The following is a 15,790-nucleotide window of genomic DNA, read 5'->3' on the forward strand; positions in this document are numbered from 1 at the left end:
AAGTCCTTTGGATTATTCAGATGCTGTTGGGTCGGGTTCCGGAATGCCTGCCGCTATGGTTCCCTTTTCTGTTTCGGGTTGCAGACATGTGAGACTGTGCACATTGCGGAAACCTCTGGGCAGAAGCTGGCCCCTGCGTCCCCGTATGCCTTTGAAGGCCTCCAGCTGGCCGGGTTTGAGGGACAGGCTTCTTTTCCCTGCCCAGATGGTCAGGGTTGCGTCCTGGGGCAGAAGAATCAGGTGTTTGAGAAACTCTTCTCCGCTGGCGGCACGGGCTGGCAGAATATGGATAATTTTATTGCCTTTTCCTCGTTGCAGAAAGGGCAGATCCTTCAGGGGAAAAATCAGCATGCGGCCTTCGTTGGTAAGGGAGACAAGGAGCATGTTTTTTTCTTCAGCAAGGTGAATGGGCTGCAGCGGTGTGGCACCCCGGGTCAGGGATATAAAGGCTTTCCCAGCTCGGTTCTTTGCCATCATGTCGCCCAACCGTGCGATGAAGCCATAACCGGCATCGCTGGCCACAAGGTAACGGTCTTCGGGCTGTCCCATGAGCAGATGCAGGGGCACGGCATCGGCGGGAAAGCTCAGGCGGCCGCTGAGTGGTTCCCCGTAACCCCTTGCTGAAGGCAGGCCATGGGCAGCAAGAGAATAGGAACGCCCTGTGGAGTCAATGAAAACGGCCTGCTGGTCACTTTTGCCCCGTACATTGACCAGCAAAGCATCGCCGGATTTATAGGGCAGACTGCTTCCATCGACTTCGTGTCCCTTGGCAGATCGAATCCAGCCTTTTTCCGAAAGAATAACCGTTACGGGTTCTGCCGGAAGAATTTCTTCCTGGCGCAGAGCTCTCGCTTCTTCCCTGGCAACAACAGGAGATCTCCGCTCATCTCCGTAGGCTGCTACATCCTGGATAATTTCTTTTTTTATCAGATTTTTCAGTTTTTTTTCGGAACTCAGAAGGGTCTCCAGCCGCTGAATTTCATTGCGGCAGCTATCCTGTTCCGCCTTGAGCCGGATTTCCTCCAGCCTTGCCAGCTGTCGGAGGCGGGTATCCAGAATGTAATCCGCCTGAACTTCCGTAAGGGCAAAACGTTCTATCAAAACGGGCCTGGGTTTTTCTTCATTGCGGATAATGGCAATGATCTCATCAATGTGAAGGCAGGCCAGCAGAAACCCCTCCAGAAGATGGAGTCTTTCCGTGAGCTTTTCGAGGCGGTGGGTGAGTCGTTTCCGGACGGTTTCCGTGCGGAATATCAGCCACTGGGTTAGCAGGCTTTTCAAACCCAGTACGCCGGGTTTACGATCCAGATTGATGAGATTAAGATTGACCCTGCAGTTTTTTTCCAGATCCGTTGTGGCAAACAGATGGGCCATGACAGCACCGGCATCCACCCTGGTATTTTTCAGCACGATAACAAGCCGGACAGGTTCCTCATGATCCGATTCATCCCGCAGGTCTATCACCATGGGAATTTTTTTGGTCTGCATCTGAGCGGCTATCTGTTCGAGAATCCGGGCTCCGGAAGCCTGATGGGGCAGGGCTGTAATGATGATTTCCCCGTTTTCTGTGGAATAAACGGCCCGCATTTTAATGGAACCATGGCCGGATTCATAGATGGCCCGGATGTCTTCTTTGGGAGTGATGATTTCTGCACCTGTGGGGAAATCCGGCCCCTGGATATGCTTACAGAGATCATCGGTGTCCGCTTCCGGATGATCCAGAAGATGAATACAGGCAGCCGCTACTTCCGAAAGGTTATGGGGCGGGATATCCGTTGCCATACCTACGGCAATGCCTGAAGCGCCGTTGATGAGAACATTGGGAAGGCGGGCCGGAAGCACTTTGGGTTCCGGAAGGGTGCCGTCAAAGTTGGGCATCCAGTCTGCGGTGCCCTGACCCAGTTCAGACAGGAGAAGATCCGCGTAGGCCGTGAGTTTGGCTTCCGTATATCGCATGGCCGCAAAGCTTTTGGGGTCATCCTGAGCCCCCCAGTTGCCCTGTCCGTCCACCAGAGGATAGCGGCAGGTGAAGGGCTGGGCCAGATGCACCATGGCTTCATAGCAGGAGGAATCACCGTGGGGATGGTACTTGCCCAGCACATCTCCCACCGTACGGGCGGATTTTTTGTATTTGGCTCCTGCCTTCAGTCCCAGCTCGCTCATGGCGTAAACAATACGGCGCTGTACTGGTTTCAGGCCATCTCCGATATGGGGCAGGGCGCGGTCCAGAATCACGTACATGGCATATTCAAGGTAGGCAGCTTCCGCGAAGGCGTCCAGACCGAGAGCTTCATCATTTTCCAGCCTGTCGGGGGCCGGGGTTTCATGGCCCATCACTGTACCTCCCTTTCTTCTTCTGCTTCCACAAGGGCTTCGTCGCCGTGGTTTTCCAGCCAGACCCTGCGGTCCTGAGAACGCTTTCTGGCCATGAGCATATCCAGCATATCAAAGGTTCGGATGTCATTGTTCAGGGTGAGGCGGACCAGTCGACGGGTATCCGGTGCCATGGTGGTTTCCTTAAGCTGCAAAGGGTTCATTTCTCCGAGGCCTTTGAAGCGAACAACCTGAATCGTGGCTTTTTTGCCTTTTTTCCGTGCAATCCTGTCCAGAATGGCCTTTTTTTCTGATTCATCCAGTGCATAATGGACCTCTTTACCCACATCAATACGAAAAAGGGGCGGCATGGCCACATATACGTGGCCATGTGTCACCAGAGGCTGAAAATGCCGCATGAAAAGAGCGCAGAGCAGGGTGGCAATGTGAAGACCATCGGAATCGGCGTCCGCAAGAATGCAGACTTTGGCATAGCGAAGATCAGACAGATCTTCGGAGCCGGGGTCCACGCCTATGGCAACGGAGATATCATGAATTTCCTTGGAACCAAGAATCTGGGCTGAATCGATTTCCCAGGTGTTGAGAATTTTCCCCCTCAGGGGCATAACAGCCTGAAACTGACGGTCTCTGGCCTGTTTGGCCGAGCCCCCGGCTGAATCACCTTCCACCAGAAAAAGTTCGGTTCGGGCGCTTTCCTGGGATACGCAGTCCGCCAGCTTGCCGGGAAGCGCGGGGCCGGAGGTTATTTTTTTTCTCGATACGGTTTTGGCTGCTCTGAGGCGTTTCTGGGCAGCCTGAATGATAATGGAGGCAACGGCTTCTCCCACCTCCGGGTGGCGGTTCAGCCAGAGACTGAAGGTGTCCTTGACCGCTGCGGAAACAAAACTGGCTGCCTGGCGGGAAGAAAGTCTTTCTTTGGTCTGGCCGGAGAACTGGGGCTCGGACATTTTGAGAGACAGAACAAAAGAACAGGACTCCCAGACATCTTCCGGTGCCAGCTTGACCCCCCTCGGGAGAAGATTTCTGAATTCACAGAATTCTTTAAGGGCTATGAGCAGGCCGGACCGGAACCCGTTGACATGGGTTCCGCCCAGAGGGGTGGGTATGAGATTGACATAATTTTCTGATACCAGCCCCGGTCCTTCAGCCATCCATGTGGCAGCCCACTCCACGGTTTCGTTTTCTGTGTCATGGTTACCGGTAAAGGGTACTTCCGGTACCCGTTCCTGCATACCCAAAGTGGTGTCGAGATAATCCCTGAGACCGTCTTCGTAGCACCAGCTTTCTTTTTCCCCTTTAATTTCATTGGAGAACAGTACCTCAAGACCGGGGCAGAGAACCGCTTTGGCACGGAGAATATGGCGGAGCTTGCTGACGGAAAAGTCCGGTGTGTCGAAGTAGCGGGGTTCGGGCCAGAAATGCACCCTGGTTCCGGTATTTCTGCGGCTGACCGTGTCCAGAACCTGGAGGTCGCTGACCTTGTATCCCTGTTCGAAGACAATACCGTAACAATGACCGTCCCTGCGGATTTCCACTTCAAGGCGCCGGGAAAGGGCGTTGACCACAGATACACCAACACCGTGGAGACCACCGGAGAAGCGGTAGGTTTTGCTGGAAAATTTGGCTCCTGCGTGCAGACGGGTCAGAATGAGCTCAACACCGGTAAGTCCTTCTTCCGGGTGGAGATCCACAGGCATGCCCCGACCATCATCCAGCACGGAAATGGATTGATCTTTGTGGAGTATGACGCTGATTTTTTTGGCAAAACCGGCTATGGCTTCATCAACAGCGTTATCAATTACTTCCTGAGCCAGATGATTGGGCCGCTGGGTGTCGGTATACATCCCCGGTCGTTGTCGGACAGGGTCAAGTCCTTTCAGAACTTCAATGGATTCGGATGTATAGGCTGTGCCGGAAGGGGCAGATCTGTCAAACATAAAAATTCCGATACCGGTACATGGTTGTCAATGGGAGGCAGTTTCCGATAGCTGACGGCTGGCTGCCAAAGTTGAATCTTATATAGAAACCGGATCCTGATGGCTATGGAAAATTTTGACCCGGTCAGGCACCTGTCTCTGAAAGCATGGTAATGCCACCCGGTGGGCAGTTCTTTCTGGTACCTGACTGCAGGTACCGGATAAAAAAGGGAAAAACCGGCCATGGTGGGGATCAGGGAAGAAAGCCCATGGATCTGGAAATTTCCATGGCCGTTGCCAGCAGATCACGGGTATGCATGTCTCTGTCCGGGCCGGACAGGAGACCTGGGCTGTCTGAAATACTGATGGCACCGGCGCATTCTCCGCTGCTGTCCCATACGGGAGCGGCAATGCAGCTAATGCCGTTCATATACTCTTCGGACTCCGTGGCAAATCCCGTAAAGCGTATCTGGCGGATTTCTTCCTGAAACAGTGCCTTATCCGTACGTGTCCGGGGTGTAAAAGGTGCAAATTCCGTTTCATCCACAAATTCCCTGCAGATATCTTCCGAAAGAGAGGCCAGCATGGCTTTTCCGAGGGCTGTGCAGTAGGCGGGCAGTCTCGGACCCAGATGGTGCTGAAATCCGGCATGGAAATGGGGAAACAGGTTCATGGTAACAAGGGCGGCGTTTCGGTCCCAGATGGCAAGGCGGGTCATCCGGTTGGTCGTTTCCGCCAGTCGGCGGGCCGGAGCCATTCCCACCTGATTAATTTTGAGAGTGGCGGAAAGATAGGTACCCAGCTCATAGATTTTAAGACCCAGAGCGTATTTTTTTGTCTCCGGATCCTGCTGTAGAAAACCTTCTTCATGGAGGGTCTGCATGAGTCCATGTACGGTGGGTTTAGGCAGCTCCATTCGTTTACTGACATCGGTAATGCCAAGTCTTGGGTTTTTACTGGAAAAAAAGGAAAGAATGCGCAGGGCGCGTTGCACGGACTGTATGCTCATGGAAAAAATGCTCCAGATTTTTCGGGTCGGTTGTCAGCGGACCGTAGCTGTGGCAGCAGCGGGTTGTTCCGGGATTCTGGGAAAAAGGAGGACAAAACGTATGCCGCCTTCTTCCGGGCTTTCACACAGGATGCTTCCCCTCAGGGTCTGGGAGACCAGGTTATAGACAATGTGCATGCCAAGACCTGTTCCTCCGCTGCCCCTTGCGGTGGTGTAGAAGGGATCGAAAATATGCTTCAGGGTCTGGGCGGAAACACCTTTCCCATTATCCCGGTAGATCATCTTTACCATATCACCGCTTTGTTGGATGTCAAAATGCATTTCACCCCTGTCTTCCGGATCGAAGGCATGGGTCAGGGAGTTCAGGATGAGATTGGTGGCAATCTGGGAAATGGCTCCGGGATTCTGGTAAAGTTCCAGTTTTTCCGGGCAATGGATAATGGTCTTGTGATGGGTATGGCGCAGTCGTGGTGTGAGGCTGAGTATGGTGTCTTCCAGATGGTTTCTGAGCAGAAAGCGTCGTTGCAGGTTGCTGGTCTGGTCCACGGCAACCTGCTTGAAACCCGTTATGAGGTCTGCTGCTCGCTTCAGATTGGTTTCAAGGATATCCGTTGCCTCTACAGCCGTTGACATATAGGCAGTGAAATCGGATTGGCGAAGTTCCCCCGAAGAAAATGTTTTTTGGATTTGCCGGGTTTTTTCCCCAAGAAATGAGGCTGCTGTGATGCTGTTCCCCACGGGGGTATTGATTTCATGGGAAATACCTGCCACCAGTGAGCCCAGAGAGGCCATTTTTTCCGATTGGACCAGCTGCTCCCGTGTATTCTGAAGAGCTTCTATGGATTCCTGCAATTCCCGGTTCATCCGTTCCAGCTCAAGGCTTCGTTCCCTCAGGGCGGTTTCCGTTTCCTTCTGTACCGTAATATCAAAGGCCATTTCGTATCGGACCATGCGCCCGTCGGGCCACCGTATGCCACGGCTCAGGCAGCGGAACCAGTTGAGTGTGCTTTCGTTGAAGAACTCATGGGTGTGGGGCTGGTCTCCATAGGTATGGAGGCCGTTGCAGTGAGAACAGGGAGTCTGTGTACCGTGAATTACCTCATGGCAGATTTTTCCCGTTGCATCTCCCCATAACTGCTTGAATGCCTGATTGACAAAGAGAATGCGATGGGTGGCAGGGTCTGTCACATAGATCACCTCATGGATACTGTCAAAAATAGATAGCAGCTGTTCCCTTTCCTCATTGAGGGTGGCTGTCCGCTCTTCGACCCTTTTTTCCAGCTCCTGATTCAGGGCCTGCAGTCGGGTGAGGATCTCGTTAATGGTATGGACCAGCTGTCCCAGTTCATCCTCTTCATTGCCTGGCGGGATGGAGATGCGTTTTTCTTCTGGTCGGGAAGGATGGATGGTGGCAATTTCCCGGGTCATGCGCAGAAGGGGACGGGCCAGGCTTCGGTAGAAAATATAGGAAAGAAGCGTGGCGATGACGAGATACTGGATAAGATCCATGAGAAGGCCGGTTCCGGTCCGTCGGAGCAGTCCCGTAAAAATGGGGTAGCCGTCAATCTCTATTTCAATATAGCCTACGGTTTCATTATAGCTTCCATCTGTTTCCGGTTGAAAAATCAAGGAGTGACGGAAGGGGGGAGGCTGAGGAATCACACTTCGTAATGGGCGGAAAAAAACTACCTCATGCAGATTATCTTTCTGAACAAAAACGGCGCCAAAATCATCCACAAGGCGAACACGGCCAATGATTGGAAGGCTGAGAAGGCCGTTGGCAATGCGTTCGCCGAGTTTCGCATCCAGATGATACAGTGCCTGGGCGGCAGAGGCTTCACTGATGGCAAAAAGCTGATGCACATGATCTTCCAGAATGTCAATTTCGCTGAGGTAATCCAGACTGGCTCGGATTCCGCTGGTAATAAGACCCATGATCATGGTCAGGGCAAGAACCCATAGTACCTGACGAAGCGCTAGTTTGCGGCGGGTATGCCGGTATAGTCCGTTCATTGCGGTCCCCCATGGCTGGGCTCGATGATGGCATTCAGATAATCAATCAGTGTGCCGTCTTTTTTCATTTCTGCTATGGCCTCATTGATGGCCGGAAGCAGCATGGCTGCAGGACTGGTTCTGGCAATTCCGATATGGAGATCCCATGAATCCAGAGGCTGGGAATGGATGTCAAGAAATATGGCGTCGGGAGAAGCAGCAAGGTGAGCCTGAAGACTGCTTTCCTTGGCTATGAGCAGGTCGATGCGACCAGCAGCGAGAATTCGCAGGCCTGCCTCCACTCCCGGGAGAAGTTCAGTCCTGAATCCATGTTTTCTGGCAGCATCTTCGATATGGGGAGAATGGCCGGGAACCAGCCCGATGGTGTATTCCCTGAGGTCATATATGTCGTTAAATGGGATATGTGCATATTTTCGGGTATCGTAGCAAATGAGGGTTCGGCTGGTAAAAAGGGGATCGGAGTAGAGCAGAAGGGAGTTCAGTGATTCCTGTTTCTGGACCAGAAGAACACCATCCAGACGGCCGAATTCCAGCATGCGGACTACGCGCAGCCATGGGTGGATTACTACCTGTATGTGGCGGCCTGTATGGGAAAAAATCGTGGCAACCAGGTCGATGCCCGGCCCTTTGCTGGTAGGGCCGTAGCCTCCCTCTACCCAGGGGGGCATGGGATCCGTTCCGAGAAGGTAGGGTATGTCGGCTCGCAGATTTCCCTGCCCAAGGCAAATGCCCAGGTAAAAGAAAAGCAGTAAGGCGCTATTCCGCAGAGAAAAAAAGGTCATGAAATTTCAATCATGGGTTCAGGGTTCGCCTGTCCGGGTGGTTTTTTCCGTCACGGCAAAAAAACATGGCCACTGAGCAGCAACCTTTTCCTTGCTTTCTGTGTCCCTATGTATGGTGAAGTCAATATGAGTCGCAAGGGATTTCGCATGCAGCCGGAACAGACGTTTTTTTCTGTCAGTTAAAACCGCAGGGCTATAGCTGGAAAGGGCGCACAGTCCGAAATGGTTAAGCGGTGTTTGTCTTGGATGCCAGTTTCCGTAGTTGGCGCCATATGACAGTAAACCGTCAGCTACGTATGCTGCATGGTGACTTTTAGGCATGTTACTGTAAAAGAGAAATTGATTTTGTTTTCAATTTCCAAAAGCTGCCGACTTCCCATATTCAAAAAGGTATGGAAAGGCTCTGAAGGAATTTCCCGGAGTTTATCGGTCGGGAAACCACGGTCTGGTGTCGGATACATCAGGGATACCGTCTCCGTCTGAGTCAGGATCGAGCAGAAGACCCGTTGCATCGATGACTTCCTGTGTTGCCAGTACAGAAAAAAAGTCCGGCCTGCCATCTCCGTCTGTGTCAAAGCGGGCAGCGGCCAGAGCAGGAAAAGCGTCATAAGTAAGAACTCCCTGCCGGATGCGAAGCAGGGCTTTTGGAAATTTTGCTTCGGTTATGGTTATGCCCTCTAAAGCTTGATAGGCTTCATGAAACCATCCCATATAACCCCATGCCTCTGCTGTACGAAAGGCCATCTGTTCTGCGATGAGGGGGTCATGAAACTGGTCAGCAAGGACGGCACATTCCGCAAGAATCCCACGGGCACGATCATCTCGAATGCCAAAATGATAATATATACGGGAAATTTTAAAAAGAAACTGCAGTTTTTCTTCAATTAGCCGGTCTCCGTACAGGGTAGGATCCGTATTATTCATAAGAAACCGGTGGACTCGTTCATGTTCTGTGAGAATCCGACGGTGCAGGGATCCGGCATTCAGACTGCGGCTGAGAATGGCGATTCTGTGGATGATGGTTGCACTGCGGTGGGAAGGAGTGATGTCTTCAAAGCTATCCATGGCCATGGAAAAAAGTGATTCGGCAAGCGATGGCAGGGATTCGCTAAAGGCCTGAGCAAGGCTTGCCAGGCACTCTGCCGCCTCATGGCCGGAAAGATGATGGTGAATGCGTGCGATTTCTTCTTCTGCAAAGGATCGGGCTTTTTCATACTGTCCAGACTGGATAAGGGCCGTTGCCAGGCGTCTGGTTTCAGGTAGCAGGATTTTTTTTCCCTGGGAAGACTGGCGCAGGCCAGCCAGATGCTGAGTTAGAAGAGGAGCCTGCAAGCCGGCTTCAAGGCGTGACGCAAGAGCCCGTGTGGCAAGTGTGCGATGGAGGGTGGGAGGGTCACAGCTTGCAATCCATGCAACAATGGCCTCTTCGTTTTTAACAGGACCCATGGCCGAGGCAAGGCGGATGGCCAGATCCTTCTGAATGAGAGGAGGCGCGCGAAAATTGTGCCGTTGCAGATCCGCCTGCAGGATGGCAAGGGATTCCGGTTCCATGGAAGGATCAGGATGTATGATAAAGGGCAGTACCGTTGGGATCTGATGCCGGAGGTTCATGGCTTCTTCGTGCAGTCCGGATGAGAAAAGACTTTCACCGACGGAAGGAAGCCATATCTCAAAGCTATTACCGGATTTTGATGCACGGAGGGCCTGTTGCCAGTCTGCCATTAGAACGGTATACAGCTGGCTGACTTTTTCCCGGTTCCCTATTTCTCCGTAAATACGAAGGAGATGCACTGTTGCAATGGAGCGGTGTGTTTCCGGCTGCCACCAGTCCTGACGGGTGATAAAATAAGTGTGGCCGAGATCTTCCTCTTCCTGAGAGCCGGACTGTCCTGTGGAGTTCCGGATCAGGGGAATGAGTTTTTCCATGATGATGGCAATGCGTTCTGCCGTCATCACATCCTGCCGGTCAATGGCCATACCTGCGGCAATTCGGAGGGTGTAAAATGTGCGGAGAGTTTCTTCGGGTAGCGGAGTTTTTTTTCTGAGGTAGTTTTCAATGGACTGAAAGGTTTTTTGCATTTCTTCATAATTTTTTTCAGAATGATGGAACTCCAGCCATAGAAGCTGAACAGGAAGCGTTTTCCTTTCATTTTTCGGAAAGCTTGCATCCAGGCGTTGCAGCAGGATTGACGCTTCCTTTTCCAGGCCAAGCCCCATGAGGTGGCAGTAGGCCAGCCGGTAGACAAAGAAGCGGTTTTTTTTCTCAAGCCGGGTATCTGCCACATGAAGTGCTGCGTCCATTTCTTCCCGCATGAGAAGAATACGGGCCAGAATTTCATGATAATGGGGGTGCTGCTCCGGATTGGGGAAACGGTTCATTACCTGCCACACAAAGCTTGCGGGAGATGCCCCCGAAGTGTGGAAAAGTGCTGCCCTTGCCCGGTTGTTATTACCGGGAAGATCATCGGGGTGCATGGTGTAATCCGCAGGCAGCGGGTACAGATTGTCGAGGCTGAGCCGGTAGACCCTGGTTTCTTTTTCATAAAAGGAAGAATGGGTGCAGCCCCAGAGTAAAACAAGGGAGGAAAAGGAGAGCAGGAGTGTGCGCAGTCTCATGATCCGGACCGTGCGGAGGCGATATGAAAGGATGGTGGTTTCATGGCCGTATGGTGACATAGGGGGCATTTCCCCGGTTTTGTGAATCTCCTGCGGTCCGTGAACTCATACCCACAGGATGGGCATTCTGCCGGAATATGATGAATTCGTTGATTCAGCGACCGGAGGCTTTTTTCCACATGGGGAAGTGCGCGGAGGATTTCCTTTTCAGAAAGCCTCAGCGTGGTGGATAAATCCCTCAGACTATGGGGACCTTCCATGAGAAGTTGCCGGATTTTCTGCCTGTGGGTGTGCTCCATTGGAAATCTTTCTGTCAGCCCATGCGTATGGTTCGGGGTCGGAGGGACTCCGGGCACTGTTCCAGAAAATAGCTGTCCGTCATGCCGGAAATAAAATCCCGCACAATGGCTGCATCCCTGTGGCTGCGGATATAGTCTTTATCCATGTGATGAAGAAAGTGGGTGAAGACAGGGCTGTTTTCTCTTCTGAGAGCCAGATCGTCCATAAATCGGCTGAAAAGAAGATGGAAGAGATCCCGGATGCCATGAAGGTGTTGCTTGATGGCAGGGTTCAGATAAATGGCCTCCATATTAAATTGCCTGAGGGTAAAAAGGGCATGGGAAATCTCAGGGCTGAAGCGGATGGCCTCACCGGCCTGGCTGCTAGCAATAATATCGGTGACCAGGCGGTAGACGATGGTTCCGTTGGTCTCCCCCAGAATAGCTACGGATGCAGCAGGCAGATCTTCCCTGCGGATGATACCGATGCGGATGGCGTCTTCAATATCTCTGCCGATATAGGCAATGGTATCTGCCATGCGCATGACACAGCCTTCATAGGTCATGGGGGTGAGCGGAGTTTCCGGATGGTGGATGAGCGTGTCTATTTCTGTTTCAAGAGTACGGAAATTTTTATTAATTTCCGGTTTCAGTGCAATGTCGTGAACTTCACCATCGTGGCAGAGAATGCCGTCCAGAGTCTGGATGCTTAAATTCCATCCCCTGCCCTTGCGCTCCACTTTGTCAAGAAACTGAACGCTCTGGGCATTGTGCTGGAAGGTCCCGATGCCGCAGGCAAGACATATGTCCGATAAAAAGCGTTCGCCATCGTGGCCAAAGGGAGAGTGGCCTATGTCATGCCCAAGGGCAATGGCTTCAATGAGATCTTCATTCAGCCCCAGAAAGCGGCCGATGGTACGTCCTATTTTCGACACAAGCTGCACATGCAGCACCCTGTGTGTGAGGTGATCGTTGCGGATGAGGCTGAATACCTGAGTTTTATCGATGTATCGGGTATAGGCCATGGAGTGCAGAATGCGGTCGCTGTCCACGCTGAATGGGAAACGGTAATCTGTGGTAAGTTTTGCTTCGGAACAGCGGCGCACGGCTTCCTTGCCTGCGGCGGCATGGGAACAAAAGGGTCTGTTTTTTTGTACTTCATTGGAAAGGGAAGACATGGCCCTCCAGGGGAAAGCGGGCCGCATGTCAGGCGGCCCGCATGTTTCAGAGACGATCCATGAGATTTTTGATAACGGTTTCCAGATCCCTTGTAAAGCCGGAATCTGTTCGGGCTATGGGTTCTCCTGCATCGCAGGCATCCACAACCTTGGCATCGTAGGGCAGGGTGCCGAGAAATGCAATCCCCGTTGCCAGGGCTGTGGCCTGTCCGCCTCCTGTTTTGAAAAGGGCAATGCGCTGGTTGCAGTGGGGGCAGTCAAAGGGACCCATGTTTTCAACAAGACCTGCAATTTCAAGGTGGACAGTTTTGCAGAAGTTGATGGATTTCCGTACATCGGCCAGGGCCACTTCCTGGGGTGTGGTTACCACAATGGCTTTAGCGTCGGGAACACTCTGCACCACGGTCAGGGGTTCATCTCCGGTGCCGGGAGGTGCGTCGATGATCAGAAAATCCAGGGTTCCCCATTCAACGGAAGTGATGAACTGCTGAATCATACCGGATTTGGCAGGGCCGCGCCAGATGACGGCCTGATCCTTGTCCTGCATCAGTGACTGCATGGAGATAACGCCCAGATTGTTTCCTCCATCAGCAGGAATCAGACGCTTTTCCTCGGAAACATCCAAAAGCCCTGAAAGTCCCATCATCTGGGCAATGCTGGGGCCATGGAGGTCTACATCCATCAGGCCGGTTTTGAAGCCTTTTTCGGCAAGGGCAACGGCGAGGTTGGTAGCAAGGGAGCTTTTGCCAACGCCACCCTTACCGCTCATTACCAGAAGCTTATGTCGGATTTTCCCAAGGGATTCCTTCATCATTGCTTCTTTTTCATCTACGGGTTTCTTTTTTTTCTGATCGGGCATTTTTTCGTGAATCATTTTTCTCTCCTACCGGTTAGACAGGCTATGGGTTGGGAATGTTTCAGCTGAATCTGGAAAAAGACAGCCCGCAGATGGGAACCGCCGCTTTTCCAAACTCTTCCGGAAGCAGTCCGGAGAAGCAGTAAAAGTTGACCGATAGGGTTGTATTGCCTTGGATGAAAGGCGTCAATAGAATTGTTTTGAGACATGGCTCATAAGTCCGTTCTCAGGCTTTTCTGGTGGGCAGGAGAGGCGGAGAAAGGGTCGTAAGCCGGAAAACCGAGGGGTCGATGGGGTCTGCAGGTGTTATCTGGCGGATACGCAGGCGCAGGATATATTCCCCGCTTTCAATTTCCCATACCCTTGGATTGTCGGAAAGGGTGGTCAGAGTATACAGAACGGCCCTTCGCCTGAGACGTTCCATTCGCAGGATTTCACCCGATTCATCCAGTGCTATGCGGGCTTGAACATGCCTGCCATCCACAAGAAGGAAGGTGGACGGTCCGTCATAGACTACGGATGTCCAGCGGGGCAGGGGAATTTCACCTGCCAGTAATCTGGAGAGTTCATCCATATCGAGGGAAAGGCCCATAAGTCTGCGTGTGATGGCAGAAAGGGATGCTGCCCTATGGATTTTTCCCGTTTCAGAGTCCCGTATGGCAGCCTGATCTGGCCCTGCCGTCATCTCCATGACGGGTGTACCCATGGGGGAAAGGGCCGCTATGCGTATGCCTCTTGTATGGGATACGGCATAGGCGAGTTGCAGGGTTCCTCCCGGAGGCAGGTTTTCAGGAAGGGTCAGTACGGCTCGGCCTGTGAAATGCTGAGGTAAGGTCTGTCGGGCCTGGAGAACGGCGGGAATGGCACCCGAATCCATGGGCATGGGAGTTGTACGGCTGCATGCAGCCGCAGCTGCCATAAAGGCCAGGCATAGAATAAAACGAAAAGCCGTGGTCATGGGCGGATGTCTTTTCTTTCTTCGGCAGAAGGGGTGGAAAGGGATTGGATTTTTTCCCGTATCTGGGAGCTTTCCTGAATAAGAAGGGACTTTTCATAGGCCTTGCGAGCAGCATCGGTTTTGCCGAGGGCCTGGTACACATCACCGAGGTGCTCCAGAATGAGGGGATCCTCCGGGAGAAGACGGTTGGCTTTTTCCAGATAAGGAAGGGCTTTTGCCGGTTTTCCCTGTTTGAAATAGACCCAACCCATACTGTCTGTGATGTAGCCGTCTCCGGGTTTGATTTCCATGGCTTTGCGGATGAGAAACTCGGCCTCATCCAGGCGGATTTCCATTTCCGTAAGGGTATAGCCAAGGTAGTTGAGGGCATTGGCATGATCGGGATTCTGATGGATGAGGATTTCCATTTCTTTTATGGCCTCATCTTTTTTCCCCATTTTGTCCATTACGACACCCAGTCTGTAGCGGATATGCTGGTTCTCCGGATCTGTGCGGAGGCTGTCCTGAAAGATGACCGCTGCTTTTTCAAAGTGTTCAGTTTCTTCGTAAAAGGCCCCGAGATAAAGACGAATGGTCATGTCTTCCGGATTACGAAAATGGGCTTTTTCCAGTATCTGAATACCCTGTTCCGTTTGCCCTGTCTGCTGGTCTATGTAGGCGAGATGAATGACCGCTTTGCGGTATACGGGATCATCGGGAGAGATGGATGCATAGAGCTTACGGGCCTTATCCCGCATACCCGCTTCCTCATGTATAAGCCCAAGAGCGTAGAGAATTTCCGGGTTTTCAGGTTCATGGCTTCGCAGTCCTTCAAGAAGGAAGATGGCTTCACTGAAGCGTCTGTTTTCCACAAAAACGGAAAAGACGGTACGGATGACTTCCTCCCGGGTATCGTCATCATTGAGGGCAGCCATGGTTTCCATGGATTCATGATCTTCGCCGGTCTGCCGGAGGAAAACAGCAAAGTCCATGCGAATCTCCACGGGCATGGCGTCCATTTGCAGGAGGTGGGAATAGGCCTCACGGATTTGGGCTACCAGGGGGTTGTTTTTCCGGGGAGGCATGAGGATTTTTTTGCCCGTTTCGAGATGATCCACGTTTTCCAGAAGGGGATTCAAGGCCATTGCCTGCCTGCGCAAGGAGGGCGATGGCCTGCCCGAATGGCGGACCAGGAGGGCATCCAGGGTATCACCCTCTTGGATTTCAACGGAAATGGAACGGGTCAGTTTGTGGCTGAGAATTTTGATCCTCTCGAGATAGGGCTCCAGAAGGTTAGGTTCTATTTCTATGACAACATCAAAGGTATCCAAGGCCTCATCGTATCGCTGCTGTAGCACAAGAAGCTGGCCGAGGTAATAGTATCCGGGGTACTTGCCGGGGTGATGGGCAATCAGCTTTCTGTAGGTTTCTTCGGCCTTGGCGGGCTGCTTCTGGGCGATGTACAGGTTGCCGAGAATCAGGTAGATCCTTTCTCTGCCGGGATCCAGACGGATAACTTCCTCATAGATAGGAATCAGTTCCTGGATATCCTGTTCGAGCATCTGGCGAATGCCGGCAAGCACGACGAGGGTGTCCGGGTCATGGGGATCCAGATCCCGGGATCGTTGAATTGCCTGAAGGGCGGCCTGAGGCTGTCCGGCACGCACCAGAAGGGCTGCCAGTTCTTTCTGGAGGAAAGCTGACTGGGGATCCAGAGCTACCGCTTGTCTCAGAAATCCGATGGCTTCAAGAACGCGATTCCGGTTCAGTCGTATCTGCGCTTCGGTAAAATAATAATAGGAGGATTCCGATGCCTGGCGAAGCGGTGGTGCGAAGCGGACCTCCGGCATTTCCTGTACCTGTATGGTCAT

General features: G+C 52.4%; 11 protein-coding genes. All 11 read right to left on the reverse strand.

Annotated elements, in window-relative coordinates; genetic code table 11:
- Positions 1-12 precede the first annotated feature (12 nt).
- On the reverse strand, positions 13-2,334 hold the full coding sequence (parC, locus tag OOT00_RS06295; protein ID WP_265424468.1) for a DNA topoisomerase IV subunit A: 2,322 nt from the start codon (positions 2,332-2,334) through the stop codon (positions 13-15).
- Positions 2,334-4,271, reverse strand: a complete 1,938-nt coding sequence (gene parE / locus OOT00_RS06300; RefSeq protein WP_265424469.1) for a DNA topoisomerase IV subunit B — start codon at positions 4,269-4,271, stop codon at positions 2,334-2,336. Before parE ends, parC begins: the two co-directional genes overlap by 1 nt.
- 232 nt (positions 4,272-4,503) lie before the next feature.
- On the reverse strand, positions 4,504-5,259 hold the full coding sequence (locus OOT00_RS06305; RefSeq protein WP_265424470.1) for an IclR family transcriptional regulator: 756 nt from the start codon (positions 5,257-5,259) through the stop codon (positions 4,504-4,506).
- A gap of 33 nt (positions 5,260-5,292) precedes the next feature.
- Positions 5,293-7,272, reverse strand: coding sequence for an ATP-binding protein (locus OOT00_RS06310; protein WP_265424471.1), 1,980 nt, complete (start codon positions 7,270-7,272; stop codon positions 5,293-5,295).
- On the reverse strand, positions 7,269-7,940 hold the full coding sequence (locus OOT00_RS06315) for a substrate-binding periplasmic protein (protein WP_265424472.1): 672 nt from the start codon (positions 7,938-7,940) through the stop codon (positions 7,269-7,271). Before OOT00_RS06315 ends, OOT00_RS06310 begins: the two co-directional genes overlap by 4 nt.
- A 537-nt stretch (positions 7,941-8,477) precedes the next feature.
- Positions 8,478-10,670, reverse strand: coding sequence for a hypothetical protein (locus OOT00_RS06320; RefSeq protein WP_265424473.1), 2,193 nt, complete (start codon positions 10,668-10,670; stop codon positions 8,478-8,480).
- Positions 10,667-10,969, reverse strand: a complete 303-nt coding sequence (locus OOT00_RS06325; RefSeq protein ID WP_265424474.1) for a transcriptional regulator — start codon at positions 10,967-10,969, stop codon at positions 10,667-10,669. The genes OOT00_RS06320 and OOT00_RS06325 overlap by 4 nt, the downstream gene beginning before the upstream one ends.
- 14 nt (positions 10,970-10,983) lie before the next feature.
- A complete protein-coding gene (locus tag OOT00_RS06330; RefSeq protein WP_265424475.1) occupies positions 10,984-12,126 on the reverse strand; it encodes a deoxyguanosinetriphosphate triphosphohydrolase family protein in 1,143 nt (380 codons plus the stop codon).
- Between the two features lie 46 nt (positions 12,127-12,172).
- Positions 12,173-13,000, reverse strand: coding sequence for an Mrp/NBP35 family ATP-binding protein (locus tag OOT00_RS06335; RefSeq protein WP_265424476.1), 828 nt, complete (start codon positions 12,998-13,000; stop codon positions 12,173-12,175).
- 208 nt (positions 13,001-13,208) lie between these two features.
- Complete coding sequence (locus OOT00_RS06340; RefSeq protein ID WP_265424477.1) at positions 13,209-13,940, reverse strand: hypothetical protein; 732 nt, start codon at positions 13,938-13,940, stop codon at positions 13,209-13,211.
- On the reverse strand, positions 13,937-15,790 hold the full coding sequence (locus tag OOT00_RS06345; RefSeq protein ID WP_265424478.1) for a tetratricopeptide repeat protein: 1,854 nt from the start codon (positions 15,788-15,790) through the stop codon (positions 13,937-13,939). Before OOT00_RS06345 ends, OOT00_RS06340 begins: the two co-directional genes overlap by 4 nt.

The organism is Desulfobotulus pelophilus, from assembly GCF_026155325.1.
GTDB classification, from domain to species: Bacteria; Desulfobacterota; Desulfobacteria; order Desulfobacterales; family ASO4-4; genus Desulfobotulus; species Desulfobotulus pelophilus.

Coding starts and splice junctions, on each gene's coding strand:
- OOT00_RS06315 (WP_265424472.1), bottom strand. CDS start 7,940: ATGCCCCCCTGGGTAGAGGGAGGCTACGGCCCTACCAGCAAAGGGCCG.
- OOT00_RS06325 (WP_265424474.1), bottom strand. CDS start 10,969: ATGGAGCACACCCACAGGCAGAAAATCCGGCAACTTCTCATGGAAGGT.
- OOT00_RS06330 (WP_265424475.1), bottom strand. CDS start 12,126: ATGTCTTCCCTTTCCAATGAAGTACAAAAAAACAGACCCTTTTGTTCC.
- parC (WP_265424468.1), bottom strand. CDS start 2,334: ATGGGCCATGAAACCCCGGCCCCCGACAGGCTGGAAAATGATGAAGCT.
- OOT00_RS06320 (WP_265424473.1), bottom strand. CDS start 10,670: ATGAGACTGCGCACACTCCTGCTCTCCTTTTCCTCCCTTGTTTTACTC.
- OOT00_RS06340 (WP_265424477.1), bottom strand. CDS start 13,940: ATGACCACGGCTTTTCGTTTTATTCTATGCCTGGCCTTTATGGCAGCT.
- parE (WP_265424469.1), bottom strand. CDS start 4,271: ATGTTTGACAGATCTGCCCCTTCCGGCACAGCCTATACATCCGAATCC.
- OOT00_RS06305 (WP_265424470.1), bottom strand. CDS start 5,259: ATGAGCATACAGTCCGTGCAACGCGCCCTGCGCATTCTTTCCTTTTTT.
- OOT00_RS06335 (WP_265424476.1), bottom strand. CDS start 13,000: ATGATTCACGAAAAAATGCCCGATCAGAAAAAAAAGAAACCCGTAGAT.
- OOT00_RS06310 (WP_265424471.1), bottom strand. CDS start 7,272: ATGAACGGACTATACCGGCATACCCGCCGCAAACTAGCGCTTCGTCAG.
- OOT00_RS06345 (WP_265424478.1), bottom strand. CDS start 15,790: ATGACCATACAGGTACAGGAAATGCCGGAGGTCCGCTTCGCACCACCG.